The following is a 17,551-nucleotide window of genomic DNA, read 5'->3' as shown; positions in this document are numbered from 1 at the left end:
GCTAGTTGTCCCAGCGCTGCCAGAGGTGGGCGAGCGCGCGGCGGGCGAACGGCCTGCGCCCCCGCTGCGCCGGTCGGCGCCCGGCCGTCACCTCGGCCCGCCGCGCGAACGCCTTGGAGATGTGCCGGAGGCCGAGCGGGCCGGCCATCCTGCGCCCGCACAGGTCGAACGCGCAGTCGCAGTCGACGTCGAGCATCGTCGCGGCGTGCGTGGACGACACGAGGCATCGCGGCAGGTCGGTCGAGGTGAACGCCCGCTCCCGGGCGGCCACGCCCCGCGCCACGGCCGCGCTCACCCCGGCCGGCGCGCCGGCGGCGGCGTGCTCGCGGGCGGCCGCGTCGTGGGAGCCCTCGGCGAGATCGATGAGCAGTGTCGACAGCGCCAGCAGCCGGTGCGCCTCCGGCGACAGGTGGAACCCGCCATCCTCCAGCGCGGCCACGTCGTCGAACCAGATGTCCCGGGTGATGATCCATTCGCGGCTGGTCCCGGCGCCCGGCGACGCGTCGATCGCGGCGCGCCGCGCCCGCTGGGCCAGCGCCACGGCCTCCCGCACGAAGGGGTGCGCGCCCTTCGCGGCGTGCCGCGCGGCGAAGGTGAACCCGTCGGCCGTGGCGAGCGCCATCGCCTGGCAGAGCACCTGCTCGCTCGTCCACGACCGGACCACGGCCAGCAGCTGCTTGGCCTCGTCCAGCCAGGCCGGCTCGATGCCGCGCGCGGCGAACCCCCGCGCGACCGCGGCGAACTTCACCCCCTCGGCCAGGGAGATCTCCAGCCCGGGGTCCACGTGGTCGCCGGCCGTGAACAGGGTGCGGACCCGTCCGATGAGCGCCACGCATTCCCGCTGCTCGTCGCCGCTGAGCCGGTCCGCCAGCGACGGCAGGATCCAGGACGCCGACGCGAGCGGCAGGGCCACCCGCACCCAGTCCGTCCTGGTGAGCCGGGCGAGGGCGCTGAGGTCGGCGCCGTCCCCGCCCGCCACCAACTCGCGCCACGGGTCGGCGAGCTGGCGCCACGCCACCGCGCCCATGCGGGCGAGCCGGGCGCAGATGGCGCGTCGCAGCCGGTACGAGTTGACGTGGAAGCGCGGCGGCACGACCTGCCGCCACAGGTAGCGCACCAGCTCGGCCTGGTGGTCGGTCTCGGCGACGAACAGCAGCCGCGACTGGTCGGTCGCGGCCCGCCAGGCCCGGTCCAGCGCGGCGATCTCCGGCTCGCCGAACGCGGGGCGCACGCCCGACTGCCGCAGCGCCAGGACCACCGCGGTGATCATGTCGAGCGACATGTCGCGTGTCTCGCCGCGCTTGAGACGACTCAGCACCGCCAGGAACGACGCCTCCGCCACCCCGTCCGGGTGCAGCAGCAGCGCGGCCGTGAGCGCGCGCGCCGTCGTGGTCGGCACGCCCACGGTGAGCAGGTCGGCCCACGCGTGCGGGTCGAGCCCCAGGCCCAGCGCGCCCGCCAACGCCAGGTAGTCCAGGTGGGCGAAGCGCAGTTCCGGGTCGGACATGTCCCCCGCCAGGATGATCACGCCGCGCCGGGTCAGAGTGGACACCGCGGCCGCGAACGCCAGCTCGTCACCGGGCGGCAGCTGGGCCGCGGCGTCGCGCCAGCGGATGGTCACCTCCTGGCGATGATGGGCCAGGCGCCCGAGCGCCGACAGCGACCGCGCGACCGCCGAGTCCGCGTCCGGGTCGGGGCCCAGCGCGGTCTCGCGCAGCCAGCCCAGGTGCCGCACGAACGAGCGTGGCTCGGCGAACAGGTCGCGTACCGCCCGGTCGGGCTCCGCTCCGGCCCGCATGCGCATCAGCACCGCGTCGGCCGCGCGTTCCAGGTACCACGGGTCGGTGGACGGGTCGCGCAGCGCGAACGCGTACCGCACGGCCGCCTCAACCGCCGGGTCGTACGGCACGCCACGGTCCACGAGTCGGGCGCGGAAGTCCTCGCGCAGCGCCGGCAGCTCGTACGTGCGGCTCACCCGCACGGACGCGACCTCGCTGATGCGCGGGGCCAGCTCGTCGGAGACGGCCGCCACGAAGGGCAGCCGCTCCTCCACGCAGCTGCGCAGCAGCTCCTCGATGATCGCCCGACGGGCCGCGCGCGGCTTGGCCTCCGCGACCAGGTCGAGGCCGGCCACCAGGACCACGATCTTGCCCCGGTCCGCCTCCCGGGTGAAGACGCGCTGGGCCCGCGCCTCGTCGCCGGTGGCGCTGGCCAGCCGGGCGACGAACGCCTCGCGGCTGCGCGCCGGCACGCGCACGGGACTGTCCACGTCGGACATGTCGACGACGACCGGCACGAGGCCGCGCCGGGCGAGCAGCCGGGGCAGGTCGCCGGTCAGCTCGGGGAACCGGTCGGACTCGGCGATGACGAGCAGCGACCGGCGGGGCCGCACGGCCGTCAGGTGGTCCAGGATCTCCCGCAGCAGCGGATCGGGCGCCGCTCCCACGGCCCGCCGGTACGGACGCAGGTAGCGCGACTTCGCGTCGCGGAAGCGCAGCCGGAAGCCGAGCCAGGCGGCCAGACCGATGATCGCCAGCGTGATCGCGCTGACCGCCTGGTCCTGCAGGAGGGGCAGGAAGCCCTTGGTCTGCGCGCTCGCCTGCGCGGAGGCGGCACCCCACCAGACGATCGCGAGCAGGACCCCGGCGGCGAGTCCCACCAGCAGGACGCTGGTAAAGCGGTTGAGGTCCTCACCCAGGTCGGTGAGCGCGGTCCGCAGCCGCACCCACGACCGACGCGGCGACCTCATCGGATCCGCGTCTGCCCATTGTCGAGTGTGATCGTCGTGCCGGTGAGCCCCGGCGTGTCGAGCGCGAACGCGACGAGGGCGTCGGCGACCTCACCGGGGGTGAGGATGCGCCGTAGCGGCGCCCGGGCCGCGATCGCGTCCGGGTTGTAGACGCGGCCGCGCACCTCGTCGAGGTGGCGCAGGTTGTCGGTGTCGACCGTGCCGAGCGCGACGCAGCTGATCCCGATGCCCTCCGCGCCCAGCGGCGTGGCCAGCGCGTTCACCAGTCCGCTGAGCCCGGCCTTCGCGGCCGAGTAGCCCGGCGCGCCATAGCCGCCGTAGGCGTTGATGGAACCGACCAGCGTGATGGAGCGGTGGCCGGTCGCCTGCCGCAGCAGCGGCACCGCGTGCCGGATCGTCGTGAAGGCGATGTGCAGGTTGTTCTCCACCACCCGGGCGAAGACCTCAAGCGGCTCCGTGGCCGGGTCGGCCTGCGACAGCTCCTCCGCGTCGCCACCGCCGGCGATGCCGATCACGTGCCTGGGCGGGGGCAGGTCGGCCGCCGAGGCGAGCGCGGCCGCCACGGCGTCGTCGTCGAGCAGGTCGACCGTCAGCTCGCGGGCCACGAGTGCGGCCGTCTGCGGGGCGAGCGGTTCGCGGTCGAGCGCGACGACCGGGCAGCCGCGCGCGGCGAGGCGGGCGATGGTCTCGCGGCCTATCGAGCCCCGGCCACCCGTGACGATCACCGTCGGGTCCCCCGGCACGCGCCCTCCCGTCGCCGAACCTCGCGTCGCCCGTACTGTATCGACCGCGGGCGCCGCGCGGAACCGGCTCTACAGTGGACGTGCGGGGCGGCGCAGCCGGACGAGGGCCGGACCGGACCCCACGGTGAGCACGGCCAGGCGGGTGCGGGCCAGCAGCAGGCCGGCCAGCCACGGCAGGATCGTGGCGAGGGCGAACGCGAGATTCGGCACGTCGTACTCCCGCAGCGCCCACAGCACGGCCGAGTGGGTGAGCACGACGACCAACCCCACCGAGGCGAGCTGGACGATCGCGTCGCGCACCGGGCCCGGCAGGTGCGCCGCGAGCGCCTCGCCCAGCAGCACCAGCCCGGCCGAGATCGCGGCGGCCCCGGCGAAGCCCAGGTAGGGCGTGCCGAAGCCGGCCCCCTTGAGGTTCAGGCTGGAGCTGAGCCCGGTCGTGAAGACGAGCGCGCCGCCCGCGACGAGCAGGCCGCCGACCAGTAGCGGCGCGGCGATCCGGGCGCGGTAGCGGCGCAGCGCGTCGCCGGCGAACACGAACGCCACGCAGGCCACCGCGACCCCGGCCGACAGGGGCACGTTCTTGAGAGCGGGGCCGACCGCATAGGCCGCCGACAGCGCCGCGCCCACGGCCAGCCCGCGCCAGCGCCACGGCACCCGTTCGGCCAGCCGGTAGAGCAGGCAGGCGACCAGCAGGGCGGTCACGAACCAGAACGCCGAGAACGGTTGCCCGAGCCGGGCGCCGCCCCACGCCAGCGCCGGCGGCAGCCACGCGGGCGACCGTCCGACGGCGAGGTGCCAGGCGATGAGCATGGTGGCGATGACGGCCAGCCACGTCAGGTACGGCAGCACCAGCGAGCGGACCCGCCGCTGCGTCTCCGCGGCCAGTGTCCGCCCGGGCGACCACAGGTAGCCGCTGATCACGAAGAAGACCGGCACGTGCCAGGGGTACAGCAGCAGCCGCACCTCGCGGTCGTAGACGTGGCCGGCGACCACGGCCAGCAGGCCGAGGACGCGTACGGCGTCGACGCCGACCGAGCGGGCCGGGGCTGCTACCGGGGTGACCGGCCGGCGCAGCGCGCGCCGGACATCCGCCACCGTGCGGCCTACGGCCATCGCGCTCCCCTCGCTGCCAGCCGGGCGCGCGTCGCGCGGCGCCCGTCCCGGCCGCCGACACGGCGGCCCCACCCGCACTAACGGATCGGAGCCGGATCCGTCACCGGGGCGGTGCCGGCCAGCCGGGCGAGCCGGCCGCCAGGCGCGCGAGGTGCGCCTCCCGTACCCGCCCGGACAGGCCGCGTACCTGCAGGAAAAGCGCGGCGCGTGCCCACAGTTGCACGCGGTCGGCGGCGAGCAGCGCGGCGCCACCGCGCGCGACGATGGCCGCGTTCGTGGCGCGCACGGCCAGGTTGACCGACCGGGCCCGCCAGTAGAGGCTGTCGCGGCCGGGTTCGGCCGCGTCAGCCGCGCTGCCCGGCCCGTCCGACAGGGTGCGCAGCAGGGCCACCTCGTCGGCGAGCGCGCCGAGCGCGGCGCTATCGGGGTAGCGGGTCAGCGCGTCGCCGAGCGCGGCCCGGGCCAGGCCGAGCGCGCCCGGCGACACGCGGGCGCCACCCGTGCCGTCCTGCGCCTTCCACTCGGCGATCGGCTGCGTCGTCGTGACGCGCTCATCGGGTACGAAAAGGTCGGTGAGCTCAAGCGCGACCGTGCGTGAGCCGCTGATGGCGGCCAGCTCCAACGGCTTGGCGCGCACCCGGGCGTCCGGCAGGTCGACCACGGCGAGCACCACGGCCTCCTCGGCGGGCGCGACCGCGCCCAGGGCGAGGGTGTCGACGAGACCGGCGCCGGAGAACCAGGGCGAGACGCCGGAGAACAGCCAGCCGCCGCTCACCCGCTCAGCGGTGACGGTGACCCGGCCGGGCCAGGTGCGCACGTGGCCGAAGGCCGCGCCGCCGATGCGCTCGCCCCGGGCGAGGGCGGGCAGCAGCGCCGACAGCTCCGGGCGGCCGGCGGCGAGAATCCACTGGATCGGCGTGGTGTGCTGCGACGCGATGAGGAAGGTGGCCGGGCACGCGCCCGCCAGGTCCTCCATGGCCTCGACGAGCACGTCGGCCGGCAGCGCGGCGCCGCCGTGCTCGGCAGGCACGGCGAAGCCGAACAGCCCGGCGTCGCGCAGGGCGGTGACATGGGTGTCGGGGACCGCGGCCGCCTCCGTGCGGATCGCGGCCGGGCGGATCACGTCGTCGACGACCGCGCGTACCCGGTCGAGCGCGGGGTGGCTGACCACCGGGCCGAACCGGGTCGGCTCCATCACCGCGACCGTCATGGTGGCTCCTTCCTTGGGCGGCCTCCGGCCGGCCCGGGCCAGGGCCGGCCGGAGGGTTGACCTGTCAGGCGACCGCGGCCGCCGGCTTGCGGACCAGCAGGTCGGCCGCGTTCGCGCCGCGGATGAGCGCCTGGTCCCCGGCGGAGATGCCGGCGCCGTCGAGGGCCTGGGCCACCCGCTCGGTCGTCGCGTCGACCTGGTGCGGGAAGTCGCTGCCCAGCAGCACGCGCTCCGCGCCGAGGACGTTCACCAGGTAGGCGACGTTCTGCGCGTCGAAGCCCATGGTGTCGAAGTACACCTGCCAGCGACCGTCCTCCTTGGCCAGTCCGCCCCGGGCCCGCCAGGTGCCGGCGATGCCGAGCGACCCGATGCCGAGCGTGGTGAACACGATCCGCAGGTTCGGGATGCTGTCGAGCAGGCCGCGGTGGATCAGGGACAGCAGGGCGACGCCGTTGGCCAGGCCCCGGCCGTACGAGGAGCCGAGCTGGCCGGCCTGCTCGATGAGCGTCGGGGTGAGGCTCGTGCCGACCGGGTGGACGAACACGGGCACCCCGAGCAGCGCGGCCTCCTGCAGCGTGGCGACCGTCTCGGGCGCGCCGAGGAACACGTCGTTCTTGCCGGAGTCGACCACGATGCCGGACAGGCCGAGTTCCTCGACCGAGCGGCGCACCTCGGCGGCCGCGTCGTCGCCGGCGTACGCGTCGATCGTGGCGAGGCCGAGCAGCCGGCCCGGGTGGGACCGCACGCCCTCGGCCAGATGGTCGTTCGTCTCGGCGATCTCGCGCAGGCGCGGCGGGGCCGTGTCGAAGTCGGCGAACCGGGAGGCCGCCGGCAGGCTCAGCACGCGGGTGTCCACGCCGGCCTCGTCGGACACCTCGACGATGCGGTCGAAGCTGACCAGGATCTCGGCGTTGCGCAGCTGCTCCTGGCGGCGCTCCGCGGAGACCCAGGCGGCCGGGGTGAACTCCTGGTCGGGGTGGCGGTAGTGGGCGTGGATGTCGATCGAGGGCATGGTCTCTCCTGGGGTTACGCGGGGCGACGGCGGCGGGCGGGGTCGGTCAGCGACGCGGGCTGGTAGCCCGTGTCGGCGGCGTTGAGGGTCACGCCGGGCGGCACGATCTCGTCGATGCGGTCGAGCACGTCGTCGCTGAGGACGACCTTGTCGGCGCCGAGCTGGCTCTCCAGGTGCTCCAGCGTGCGCGGGCCGATGATCGCCGAGCTGACGGCCGGGTGGCGCAGCACGAACGCGAGCGCCAGGTGGATCAGTGACAGGCCGGCCTCGTCGGCGAGCGCGGTGAGCTGGTCCACGGCCGCCCGCTTGGTGACGTTGGCCGGCAGCGCGGGGTCGTGGCGGCCCGGCTGGCGGCGCAGGCGCGGCGACGGCTCCGGGTCGGCCTGGCCGGGCTTGTACCGGCCGGACAGCCAGCCGCCCGCGAGCGGGCTCCACGGCAGGATCCCCAGGCCGTACTTCTCGGCGAGGGGGAACACGGCGCGCTCGGCGGTCCGGGCCAGGATCGAGTACGGCGGCTGCTCGGTGACCGGCCGCTCGCGACCGCGCTCCCGCGCCGTCCACTGTGCCTCGACGATCTCGTGGGGCTCGAACGTCGACGTCCCGAAGTACCGGATCTTGCCCTGGCGCACCAGGTCGGTCAGCGCGCCCAAAGTGTCGTCGATGTCGGTGTCCGGCTCGGGCCGGTGCACCTGGTAGAGGTCGATGTGGTCCGTGCCCAGGCGGCGCAGGCTGTCCTCGACGGCCCGGTGGATCCACCGCCGGGAGTTGCCCCGGTGGTTGACCTCCGAGCCGATGGCCCCGTGGAACTTGGTGGCCAGCACCACGTCGTCGCGCCGGCCGCCGGCCAGCGCCTTGCCGACGATGATCTCCGATTCGCCCTGCGAGTACACGTCCGCGGTGTCGATGACGTTGATACCGGCGTCCAGCGCCGCGTGGATGACGCGTACCCCGTCGTCGTGGTCGGCGTTGGCGTTGGCGCCGAAGTTCATGGTGCCGAGGGTGAGCGGGCTCACCCAGACGCCGGTCCGGCCCAGCAGTCGGTGGGTCACGGTGGTTCTCCTTCCGTTCAGAACAGCCCGGTGGTCGGTGGCTGGGTGCCGTTGAGGCGGTACGCCCCGACGACCCCGGCCTTGTAGGCGCGCGGGTTGTGGTTGGCCACCGTGCGCGCGTTGCGCCAGTGGCGGTCCAGGTTGTACTCGCGGCGGGTCGTCGACCCGCCGCCCACGTCGAAGAGCAGCTCGGCGTTCTTCAACGCCGCCTCGACGGCGATGAACTGCGCCTGGGCCACCTCGACGGCGGCCAGGTCGAGCAGTCGCGGGTCGCCGGCGGGGTCGTCGCCCGCCAGCGCGCGGTCGATCGCGTCGGCGGCGCGCAGCACTGCCGCCTCGGCCGCGTACGCCCGCGCGGCCATCTCGCCGACCGCGTGCTGGATGTACGGGTCCTCCGTCGACCGGGTGGCGGCGCTGTGCTTGATCGGCCGCGACCGCTCCCGGGCGTACCAGACGGCGTCCGCGTACGCAGCGCGCGCGATGCCGACCTCGACCGCGGCGAGGACCAGCTGCTGGAACGCGGTCGTGTGGCTGCGCGACCCGGTGGCCACCTGCCGGTCGAGCAGCTCGTCGGGCCGGACGACCACGTCGGCGAAGTCCGTCGTGCCGCTCGCGGTCAGCCGCTGGCCCATGCCGTCCCAGTCGTCGACAAGGCGCACGCCGTCGCGGTTGGCCGGCACGACGAACGAGACCCGCTCGTCGCCGTCGCCGACCGCCGAGACACTGAGCCAGTCGGCGAAGAGGCAGCCCGTGCTGTAGTACTTGCTGCCGTTGACGACGAAGTGGTCGCCCTCGCGGCGGATGCGGGTGCGCAGGACGCCGTTGGGCGCGCCGATCTCGCCGTTGGCCAGCCCGAACAGGTCCCCGGCGAGCACCCGGGGGAACCAGCGCCGCTGGTCGGCCGCGCTGGACGAGCGCAGGAGGCTCTCCACGAACCCGAAGTGCGGCCGCACCGACTGGGCGATGTTCGAGTCGGCCTCGCCCAGCGCGATGAGGAACCCGAACGTCTCGCGCACGCTCGCGCCCGGCCCGCCGAAGCGGCGCGGCACCCGCAGCGTGCCCAGCTTCAGCGCGGCGAGCTCGCGCACGAGCGCGTGCGGCAGCTCGCGGTCGCGCTCGCGGGCGGCCGCGCCCGGCCGCACCTTGCGCAGGTACTCCTCCGCCTGCGCCAGCAGGTCAGCGGTCGACATGCGCACCCGCCTTCCGGAACAGCGGGATGACGCCCTCGCCGAACCGGTAGGCCTCCTCCAGGAGCGGGGCGCCCGAGACGATGAAGTGCCGGATCCCGACCTTCACGTACTCCTCGATGCGCTCGGCGACCTCCTCGTGGCTGCCGACGAGCGCCGTGCTGCCGCCGCCCCCGCCGACGAGGCCCAGGCCGGACCAGATCGTCGGGTACGGGCGCAGCCGGTCGCGGTCGATGACCCCCGGATTGAGCGACTGGACCCGCTGCTGCCCGACGGAGGCCCGCCGCGCCAGTTCGCGCTGCCGCCGCTCCACCTGCTCCGGGGTCAACCGCGCGAGGATGCGGTCCGTCTCGGCCCACGCGTCCTCGCTGCGGTCGCGGGAGATGACCTGGATCCGGATGCCGAACTCGATCTCCCGGCCGTGGGCGCGGGCCAGGGCGCCGACCCGCGCCACGTGCTCGGCCGCCATGGGCGGCGTCTCGCCGTACATCAGCTGCACGTCCGCGAACCGGGCGCCGACCTCGGCGGATTCGGGCGACAGGCCGCCGAAGAAGATCCGCGGCCGGCGCGACACCGGCTCCGGCCGTCCGCCGCCGGTCAGCCGGTAGTAGTCGCCCGCGAAGTCGTACCGCTCGCCGGCCAGCTCCTTGTCCAGCACGGCCAGGAACTCGGCCGTGCGCCGGTAACGCTCCTCCTTGGCGATCTCGTCGCCGTACGCCCGCTGCTCCTCGCCCTCCGAGCCGGTGACGATGTTGATGTCGAGCCGGCCGCCGTAGAGGTGCTGGAAGGTCTCGATCTGCTGGGCGGTCAGCGTCGGCAGCGTGTACCCGGCCCGGAACGCCACGATGAACCGGATCGAGCTGCTGGCCGCGGCGGCGGCCGCGCCGACGAGCCAGGTGTCCCTGCCGCGATGCGAGGTCGCCAGCAGCAACGATTCGAACCCGTTGGCCTCGGCGGCCCGGGTGACGTCGCCGATGTAGTCGCGGGTCGCCGCGCGCGGACGCGGGTCGCCGCCGTAGCCGCGGTTGTCGCCGTACATCGGCAGGAACCAGTGGAAACTGGGGGCGGTCATCAGTCGTGCCTTTCTCACAGGGGTGCGTCGCTGGCGGCGGTGAGCAGCCACGACAGGAACGGCGGCGGGTTGCCGTTGAGGTAGTGGTCGCCCACGTAGTGCCGCCGCCACCGCACCGGGTCGTGCAGCGCGTGCGTGCGGGCGTTGCGCCAGTACCGGTCGAAGCGCGGGCCGGCCCGGTCGCCGAGGAAGCCCGCCAGGGCGTCCGTGGCCGCCGGGCCCAGCTCGTACGCCAGGACCTTCGCCTCGTCGACGGCGATCCCGACAGCCAGCGCCGCGTCCCCGGTCACCGAGCCCACGGCGACCACCTCGTCGATGAGGTCGGCCGCCCGGTCGATGAGCGCCCAGGTCGCGGCGATCTCGACGATCAGGTCGTCGCGCCAGGCCGCGAACCGGCCGCCGAGCCGGCCCGCGTCGGCGCGCTCGGCCAGCGCGAGGGCCTCCTCGGCCGCGCCGACCTGCAGCGCCGCGTGGGTGAGCTGACTGCGGGAGTACCGGAACGCCGTCGCCGCCCTGGGCCGGCCGGCGTGGTTGAACACCAGCCGCGCCGGCACCCGTACGTCCGTGAGCGTCGCGCTGCCGCTGATCGTGGCCCGTTGCCCGAACGCGTCCCAGTCCTCCGACAGGACCAGACCGGGCGTGCCCCGGGGAACGAACGCGGTGCCGACCCAGCCGTCCGGGTGGCTCGCGCTCACCGGCACGTAGTCGGCCGTCAGCGCCCCGGTGCAGTACGCCTTCTCGCCATTGAGCACGTAGTCGTCGCCGTCGGCGACGATCGTGGTCGTCGGCTGGCGGCGGCTGTGCCGGCCCCGCTCGGCGCCCGCGTTGCCGAACCGGGCGCCGCGCAGCACCTCCGCGAACAGGAATTCCTTGCGGCCGTCGTCCGGCTCGGCCTCCAGCCCGTACACGGCGCCGAAGTGGTTCTGCGGCACCTGGGCCAGCGCCGTGTCGGCCGCCGACAGGATGGCGAACACCCGCGCCAGCGTGGCCGTGGGTACGCCCGCGCCGCCGTAGCGGGGTCGCACCGTCATGGCGAGCAGCCCCGACTCGGACAGCCAGGCCAGCTCGTCAACGGGTACGGCCCGGTCGGCGTCGCGCCGCGGGCCCGCCTCGCGCCACCGCGCGGCGAGCGCGTGCGCGGCCTTGACGGCGGCGGCGTCGTCCGTCAGGACCGCCGCTCGGGCGCCGGGGACGTTGAGGTGCGGCTGGCTCATGGACGGACCTCGCTCAGTGTCCAGTGGGGAGGGTTTCGCCACGCGTGGGCGCGCAGGTCGCGCCAGTAGCGGTCCAGGCCGTACCGCTCGGCGGTGCCGCTCGCGCCGAGCACCCCGATGACGGCGTTGACCAGCGGCCCGCCGTGCAGGTGCGCGTACCACCGGGCGGTCGTGACGCGCAGCGGGTCCGCGTCGGCCGCCCGGTCGAACAGCAGCCGCAGCGCCCGGACCCGGGCGACCGCCTCGCCGAACACGTCGATGGTGTGCGGGTCCCGCGACGCCTCCTCGACGCCGGACTCGTGCCAGGGTCGCGCCCTGGTGAGGACGAAATCGCGCGCGGCGGCGAGGAAGCCCTCCAGGACGCCGACGTCCACGGCCAGGTGCAGCAGCTCGTCGTAGGCCCGCCAGCGCAGCCCCACCCCGTCGTACGCGACCGGGCCGACGCGCGACGCCGGCACGCGTACCCGGTCGAACGCGACCGTGGCCCCGCCGGCCGCCCGCTGGCCGATGCCGGGCTCCTCCGGCGTGACGATGACCCCGGCGCCCGCCGCGTCGATCACGATGACGCGCTGCTGGCCGTCCGGGCCGGGAACGCGGTCGATGATCAGCCGGTCGGCGACCGCTCCGCTGGCCGACAGCGTCGCCGTGCCGCTGATGAGCAGGCCGTCGTCCGTGCGCTCCTCCGCCCAGGACTCGACCGTGGCGAGCGCGTGCCAGCCCGGCCGGTCGGCCGCGGGCGCCAGCGCCACGGCGGCGTGGTGGGCGGCCAGCACCTGGCCCACGCCGGCGTCCGCGCTGGACACCTCGCGCACCCGGTCAGCCACCTCGGCCGGGGCCAGCCCCAACGACCCGTCGGCGGCGAGCAGCGCGAGGGTCGCCTCGTCCAGTACGCCCTCCCGGTCGCGCTGCCGCGCGCCCACCGCGAGCGTCGTCACTGTCGTCATCGGGTGCCCGCCTGGTTGACGAGGTCCCCGAACCGCTGGCCCGGGATGGCGTCGAGCAGCAGCCGGGTGTAGTCGTGGCGCGGCCGGGTGAACACGGTCTCGACGTCGTCCAGCTCGACGAGCCGACCGGCCGCCATCACCCCGACCCGGTCGGCGATGGACCGCACGACCGCGAGGTCGTGCGAGATGAACAGCAGGGTCAGGCCGAGGTCGCGCCGCAGGCCGGTGAGCAGGTCGAGGATCTGCGCCTGGATCGACACGTCGAGCGCGGACACCGGCTCGTCGCAGACGAGCAGGTCAGGGCCGGCCGCGATCGCCCGGGCGATGGCGACGCGCTGGCGCTGCCCGCCGGACAGCTCGGCCGGGCGCCGGCCGTCGACGCTGGCGCTGAGCCCGACCTGGTCGAGCAGCTCGCGCACCCGGGCCGGGCGCCCGTCGCGGGCGCCGATGCCGAAGCCGTCGAGCGGCTCGCGGACGATCTGACGCACGGTCAGCCGGGGGTTCAGCGACGCGTACGGGTTCTGGTAGACCAGCTGGGCCCGCGCGTGCAGCGCACGCTTGCGCGTGCGGCCCATGGTGGCGACGTTCTCGCCGTCGAACGCGACCCGGCCGACCGACGGGCTGTCCAGCCCGAGGACGAGCCGGGCCAGTGTCGACTTACCGGAGCCCGACTCGCCCACGAGGCCGAGCGTCTCGCCGCGGCGGATGCTCAGCGTGACGCCGTCGACCGCGGTGAACCACCCGTCGTCGGCGACCCGGTCGGGCAGCCGGAACCGGCGCGTGACGCCCTCGACGCGCACCAGGTCCCCGGCCGCGGGCTCCGCTTGCGGGCGCGGCCGCACGGTCAGCCCCGGCGCGGCTGCCAGCAGCGTGCGCGTGTAGGTGTGCGCCGGGCGGCCCAGCACCTCGGCCGGCGTGCCGTACTCGACGACGCGACCCTGGGACAGCACCGCGAGGTGGTCGGCCCGGTCGCCGGCCACCGCGAGGTCGTGCGTGATGATCAGTACGGCGATGCCGCGGTCGCGGGCCAGGTTCGCGAGGTCGTCCAGGATCTTCTTCTGCACGGTGACGTCGAGCGCCGTGGTCGGCTCGTCGGCCACGAGCAGCGTGGGCTCGGCGGCCAGCGCCCCGGCGATCAGGACCCGCTGGCGCATGCCGCCGGACAGTTCGTGCGGGAACTGCCGCAGCCGCTCGCGGGGGTGGGGCAGCCCGACCCGTTCGAGCAGTTCGACGGCCCGCTCCTCGGCCTGCGCGCGGCTGGCCGGAGTGTGCAGCCGGATCGGCTCGGCGACCTGCCGCCCGACCCGGTGCAGCGGGTTGAGGCTCACCATCGGGTCCTGCGGGATGAACCCGAGGCCCGGACCGCGCAGCTTGGCGAACTGCCGCTCGGACAGCGTCGTCAGGTCGTGGCCAGCGAAGGTGATCGCGCCGGTGACCGACGCGGTGCGCGGCAGGCTGCCCATGACGGCGTGCGCGATGGTGGACTTGCCCGAACCGGACTCGCCGACGAGGGCGAGGATCTCGCCCGGCGCGATGCTGAGACTGACCCCGTCGACCGCGCGTACCGCGTCGCGTCCGGCGCGGTAGTCGACCCGCAGGTCGTCGATCGTGAGCACCATGACGGCCCCCTTAGAAGTTGACCGCGTGGTCACGGTTGGCGGATCGGGCGATGCGGTTGGCCGCCAGCACGGTCGCCGCGATGACAAGGCCCGGCAGGGTCGCCATCCACCAGGCGGCGAGCAGGTAGTCGCGGCCGGCCGCGACGAGGCTGCCCCACTCCGGCGCGGGCGGTGGCGTGCCGAAGCCCAGGAAGCTCAGCGCCGACACGCTCAGTAGGGCCAGCCCCAGCTCCAGCGTGGCGAGCACGAGCACCGGCCCGGCGGCGTTGGGCAGCACGTGCCGGCTGAGCACCCGCAGCCGACCGATGCCGGCGAACGTGGTGGCCTCCACGAACGCGGTGCCCTTGATGCGCAGCACCTCCGAGCGCATCACCCGGGCGAACGACGCGATGTTGCCGATACCGACGGCGATCGCGATGTTCACGGTGCCGAAGCCGAGTGCCGCGATGAAGGCCAACGAAATCAGGAGCGTCGGTACGGCCAGCAGCACGTCGATGATCCGCATGAGGACGTCGTCGACCCAGCGGCCCACGAACCCCGCGACGAGCCCGATGAGCGAGCCGACCACGAGTCCGACGACCACCGCGATGAGCACGGCCTGCACGGACTCCGCCGTGCCGTACACGACCCGGGCGAACAGGTCGCGGCCGAGGTTGTCCGTGCCGAACAGGTGCTCGCCGGACGGCGGCGCGAGCCGCGCGCCGGTCTTGCCGAGCGGGTCGTGGCTGGTCAGCAGGCCCGGGAACGCGGCCGCGACGCCGACGAACGCGACCACGATCCAGGCGAGCACCAGCCCGGGCCGCCGCAGCACCCGTCGCACGCTCGGCCGCTTGAGCCGCGGAGCGAACTCAACGGCCCGGACGCTGTCGATGACGCTCACGCGGTCGCCTCCGGCGCGGCCACCGGGCGCTGCGCGGCCGGCCGTCGCGCGCCGACCGGACGCTCGAGCGGGGCGCGGCGCAGGCGGATGCGCGGGTCGATGAGCGGGTAGAGCAGGTCGACGAGGAGGTTCACGGTGACGAACACGAGCGCCGCGAACACGACCGCCACCAGGACCACGGGCGTGTCCTGGAAGTTCACCGCGCGTACGGTGATCGCGCCCACGCCCGCGCGGGAGAACACGCTCTCCATGACCACCGAGCCGCCGATGAGGTGCCCGGCCGTCATGCCGAGTGCGGTGACCACCGGGATGATCGAGTTGCGGGTGGCGTGCCCGAGCAGCACCCGGCCCCGCGAGGCGCCCCGCGCGCGGGCCGTCTCGATGTAGGGGGCCCGCATGGTCAGCTCCAGGCTGCGCGACAGGATCTGCGCCGACATGGACGCGGTAGGGATCGCGAGCACCAGGGCCGGCAGGATGAGGCTCTGGACGCCCTCGTTGCCGATGGCCGGCAGGAGCTGCCAGCGGAACGAGAAGAACTGCAGGAGGATCAGGCCGATCCAGAAGGTCGGGAGGGACACCCCGGCGGCCGGCAGTGCCAGCAGCGCCTGCCGCAGGAGGTTGCGCCGGGTGTACGTGGCCAGCAGCGCCCAGGCGATGCCGACCGCGAGCCCGACCAGCAGCGCGGAGCCGGCGAGCTTGAGCGTCTCCGGTACGGCCTCCGCGTACATCCTCGTGGCCGGGCTGCCGGTCTGGATGGACGTGCCGAAGTCGCCCCGCAGCGCGTTGCCCAGCGCCTTGAGGTACTGGATGAGCGCCGGCTGGTCGAGACCCAGCTCGGCGCGGACGCGGTCGAGGTCGGCCGCGTTGAGCGCGGCGCCGTCCGAGCCGACGCCGGCCTTACTGAGGGCCGCGTCGCCGGGCAACACGTAGAGCAGGAAGAACGTGGCCGTGAAGGTCGCCCACAGCACAAGCAGCGCGTGCAGCAGGCGTCTGGTCGCGTAGCGCAGCACCGGTTCTCGCCTCCGTTCGGGTCGGGGAGCGGCGGGGCCGGGTCCGGCCCCGCCGCGACGGGTCTCAGCCGACCCAGGCCTCGTAGAGGATCAGCGAGGAGTCGTCGAAGCCGACGTCGTGCAGCCTCGACGTGGCGCCCCAGAGGTTGACCATGTCGAACACCGGGATCTGGTAGCCGCGCTCCACGATGATCTTCTGGATCTCCTCGATCACCTTGCGGCGCTCGGTCGCGTCGCCGATGCCGACCTGCTTCTGCAGCAGGGGCTCCAGGTCGTTGCCCGCGTCGCTGAGGCGTGACTTGTTGAGCGTCTTCGTGGAGAAGAGGATGCGCAGCACGTCACCGTCCACGAGCGCGCCGCTCCAGCGGTGCACGTCGTAGTCGCCGGCCACCAGGACCTTGTCGAACTCGCCCGTGGGTAGCGGCCGCAGCTGGAAGTCGATGCCGACCTCCTTGACCTGCTGCTGGATGACCTCCAGGAACGTCTGGTTGTCGGGGTTGCCGACGTACGACGCGGTGATGACCAGCCGCTGGCCGTCGCGGGCCCGGATGCCGTCCGCCCCGGGCGTCCAGCCGGCCTTCTCCAGCGCGTCCCTGGCCGCTGCCGGGTCGTGCTTGACGAGGTCGGGCTGGTCGATGTGGAACGGCGACGCGGCTGTCAGCGAGCCGGTGGCCGGCACGGTGTACCCGTTGTGCGCGGTCTCGGTGAGCGCCTTGCGGTCGATCGCCCACGACAGGGCGTTGCGCACCGCCTGCTCGCTGAGGATCGGCCGCGACGTGTTGACCTCCAGCGACACGGCCGGCACCCGGTTGACCGCGCGCAGGAGCTGGGTGTTGCCCTTCTCCAGCGCGGGGCCGTCCTGCCAGGAGATGCCCTGGGCGAGGTCGAGCTGGCCGCTGGTGAGCGCGCCCGTCCGCACCGCGGCCTCCGGTACGATCTTGAAGACGAGCTTGTCGAGCCGGGCCGGGCCGGTCTTGCCGCGGGCCTCGGAGGGCCAGGCGTAGTCCGCCCGCTTCACGAGCGTGGTCTGCTCGTTGTAGACGGCCTTCTCCACCACGAACGGCCCTGAGCCGAGGACACCGTCGGCGCAGCGCTGTTCGGGTGTCTTCGCCACCGACGCGGGCGCGATGATGCCGAGCTGCCACGACGAGGTCGCCTGCAGGAACGCCGCGTTGGGCTTGTCGAAGACGATCCGTACGGTCGTCGCGTCCGGGGTGGCGATCTCCTTGATGCCCTGCACGAACGCGGCGCCGGTGGCCGCCTTGATGCCGGCGAGCGCCTCGAAGTTCGACTTCACCACGGAGCTGTCGAACGTCGCGCCGTCGCTGAAGGTCACATCGCCGCGCAGCACGAACGTGTACGTGGTGGCGTCCGGGCTGACCTCCCACGACTTCGCGAGCCAGGGCCTGATCTTCGTGAGGTCGTTCGTGTCGCGTTCGGTGAGCGAGTCGACGATCTGCCGGCCGATCGTGCCGCCGTAGCCGTAGTTGTCCTGCTGGGGGTCCTTGCACTCCGTCTCGCGGGCCAGGCCGATGGTCAGCGTGCCGCCGTCGGCCGGCGTGCCGTCGCTGGCGCGGGCCGGGTCGTCGGACGAGCCGCAGCCCGCGGCGAGCGCGAGGGCGGTGGTCGCGGCTGCGGCCGCCCACCACCGTCGGTGGGGTATGCGAATCATGGGGGTTCTCCTCAGGGGTACGCCCGTGACGTGTGGCGGACGTGGGCGCGCGGAAAGAAGGCGGGCAGCGTCGTTCG

14 protein-coding genes are annotated in these 17,551 nt (G+C 74.4%); all 14 read right to left on the bottom strand.

Annotation, left to right across the window (positions count from 1 at the left end; all coding sequences use genetic code 11):
* Window position 1: 1 nt before the first annotated feature.
* Window positions 2–2,749 (bottom strand): hypothetical protein, encoded by a 2,748-nt coding sequence (locus ABD191_RS17100; protein WP_344082744.1) that lies wholly within the window; start codon window positions 2,747–2,749, stop codon window positions 2–4.
* The gene (locus ABD191_RS17095) at window positions 2,746–3,492 is read right to left on the bottom strand and encodes an SDR family NAD(P)-dependent oxidoreductase (RefSeq protein ID WP_344082743.1); all 747 of its coding nucleotides are present in this window, start codon (window positions 3,490–3,492) and stop codon (window positions 2,746–2,748) included. The genes ABD191_RS17100 and ABD191_RS17095 overlap by 4 nt, the downstream gene beginning before the upstream one ends.
* A gap of 69 nt (window positions 3,493–3,561) precedes the next feature.
* Window positions 3,562–4,605, bottom strand: coding sequence for an acyltransferase family protein (locus tag ABD191_RS17090; protein WP_344082742.1), 1,044 nt, complete (start codon window positions 4,603–4,605; stop codon window positions 3,562–3,564).
* A gap of 100 nt (window positions 4,606–4,705) precedes the next feature.
* Window positions 4,706–5,815 carry an acyl-CoA dehydrogenase family protein gene (locus ABD191_RS17085; RefSeq protein WP_344082741.1) on the bottom strand — a complete coding sequence of 370 codons (1,110 nt, stop codon included), beginning with the start codon at window positions 5,813–5,815 and terminating at the stop codon, window positions 4,706–4,708.
* A 64-nt stretch (window positions 5,816–5,879) separates the two neighbouring features.
* Window positions 5,880–6,827: an amidohydrolase family protein gene (locus ABD191_RS17080; protein WP_344082740.1), complete on the bottom strand. Its 948-nt coding sequence runs from the start codon at window positions 6,825–6,827 to the stop codon at window positions 5,880–5,882.
* 14 nt (window positions 6,828–6,841) lie between these two features.
* On the bottom strand, window positions 6,842–7,876 hold the full coding sequence (locus tag ABD191_RS17075; RefSeq protein ID WP_344082738.1) for an aldo/keto reductase: 1,035 nt from the start codon (window positions 7,874–7,876) through the stop codon (window positions 6,842–6,844).
* Between the two features lie 17 nt (window positions 7,877–7,893).
* The gene (locus tag ABD191_RS17070) at window positions 7,894–9,066 is read right to left on the bottom strand and encodes an acyl-CoA dehydrogenase family protein (protein WP_344082736.1); all 1,173 of its coding nucleotides are present in this window, start codon (window positions 9,064–9,066) and stop codon (window positions 7,894–7,896) included.
* The gene (locus ABD191_RS17065) at window positions 9,053–10,135 is read right to left on the bottom strand and encodes an LLM class flavin-dependent oxidoreductase (protein ID WP_344082734.1); all 1,083 of its coding nucleotides are present in this window, start codon (window positions 10,133–10,135) and stop codon (window positions 9,053–9,055) included. The genes ABD191_RS17070 and ABD191_RS17065 overlap by 14 nt, the downstream gene beginning before the upstream one ends.
* Window positions 10,136–10,149: 14 nt before the next feature.
* A complete protein-coding gene (locus ABD191_RS17060) occupies window positions 10,150–11,349 on the bottom strand; it encodes an acyl-CoA dehydrogenase family protein (protein WP_344082730.1) in 1,200 nt (399 codons plus the stop codon).
* Complete coding sequence (locus tag ABD191_RS17055) at window positions 11,346–12,293, bottom strand: acyl-CoA dehydrogenase family protein (RefSeq protein WP_344082728.1); 948 nt, start codon at window positions 12,291–12,293, stop codon at window positions 11,346–11,348. The genes ABD191_RS17060 and ABD191_RS17055 overlap by 4 nt, the downstream gene beginning before the upstream one ends.
* Window positions 12,290–13,912 (bottom strand): dipeptide ABC transporter ATP-binding protein, encoded by a 1,623-nt coding sequence (locus ABD191_RS17050; RefSeq protein WP_344082726.1) that lies wholly within the window; start codon window positions 13,910–13,912, stop codon window positions 12,290–12,292. The genes ABD191_RS17055 and ABD191_RS17050 overlap by 4 nt, the downstream gene beginning before the upstream one ends.
* 10 nt (window positions 13,913–13,922) lie before the next feature.
* On the bottom strand, window positions 13,923–14,792 hold the full coding sequence (locus ABD191_RS17045; RefSeq protein WP_344082724.1) for an ABC transporter permease: 870 nt from the start codon (window positions 14,790–14,792) through the stop codon (window positions 13,923–13,925).
* Window positions 14,789–15,802, bottom strand: coding sequence for an ABC transporter permease (locus ABD191_RS17040; protein ID WP_344082722.1), 1,014 nt, complete (start codon window positions 15,800–15,802; stop codon window positions 14,789–14,791). Before ABD191_RS17040 ends, ABD191_RS17045 begins: the two co-directional genes overlap by 4 nt.
* A 64-nt stretch (window positions 15,803–15,866) precedes the next feature.
* Window positions 15,867–17,474 carry an ABC transporter substrate-binding protein gene (locus ABD191_RS17035; RefSeq protein ID WP_344082720.1) on the bottom strand — a complete coding sequence of 536 codons (1,608 nt, stop codon included), beginning with the start codon at window positions 17,472–17,474 and terminating at the stop codon, window positions 15,867–15,869.
* Between the last annotated feature and the right edge of the window lie 77 nt (window positions 17,475–17,551).

Source organism: Luedemannella helvata (assembly GCF_039528415.1).
In the GTDB taxonomy this organism is placed as follows: domain Bacteria; phylum Actinomycetota; class Actinomycetes; order Mycobacteriales; family Micromonosporaceae; genus Luedemannella; species Luedemannella helvata.
This window is presented reverse-complemented; position numbering and strand designations above follow the sequence as displayed.

Excerpts from the sequence above, each read along its gene's own strand:
- ABD191_RS17100 (WP_344082744.1), bottom strand. The coding sequence starts at position 2,749 with ATGAGGTCGCCGCGTCGGTCGTGGGTGCGGCTGCGGACCGCGCTCACC.
- ABD191_RS17090 (WP_344082742.1), bottom strand. The coding sequence starts at position 4,605 with ATGGCCGTAGGCCGCACGGTGGCGGATGTCCGGCGCGCGCTGCGCCGG.
- ABD191_RS17085 (WP_344082741.1), bottom strand. The coding sequence starts at position 5,815 with ATGACGGTCGCGGTGATGGAGCCGACCCGGTTCGGCCCGGTGGTCAGC.
- ABD191_RS17080 (WP_344082740.1), bottom strand. The coding sequence starts at position 6,827 with ATGCCCTCGATCGACATCCACGCCCACTACCGCCACCCCGACCAGGAG.
- ABD191_RS17070 (WP_344082736.1), bottom strand. The coding sequence starts at position 9,066 with ATGTCGACCGCTGACCTGCTGGCGCAGGCGGAGGAGTACCTGCGCAAG.
- ABD191_RS17065 (WP_344082734.1), bottom strand. The coding sequence starts at position 10,135 with ATGACCGCCCCCAGTTTCCACTGGTTCCTGCCGATGTACGGCGACAAC.
- ABD191_RS17060 (WP_344082730.1), bottom strand. The coding sequence starts at position 11,349 with ATGAGCCAGCCGCACCTCAACGTCCCCGGCGCCCGAGCGGCGGTCCTG.
- ABD191_RS17055 (WP_344082728.1), bottom strand. The coding sequence starts at position 12,293 with ATGACGACAGTGACGACGCTCGCGGTGGGCGCGCGGCAGCGCGACCGG.
- ABD191_RS17050 (WP_344082726.1), bottom strand. The coding sequence starts at position 13,912 with ATGGTGCTCACGATCGACGACCTGCGGGTCGACTACCGCGCCGGACGC.
- ABD191_RS17035 (WP_344082720.1), bottom strand. The coding sequence starts at position 17,474 with ATGATTCGCATACCCCACCGACGGTGGTGGGCGGCCGCAGCCGCGACC.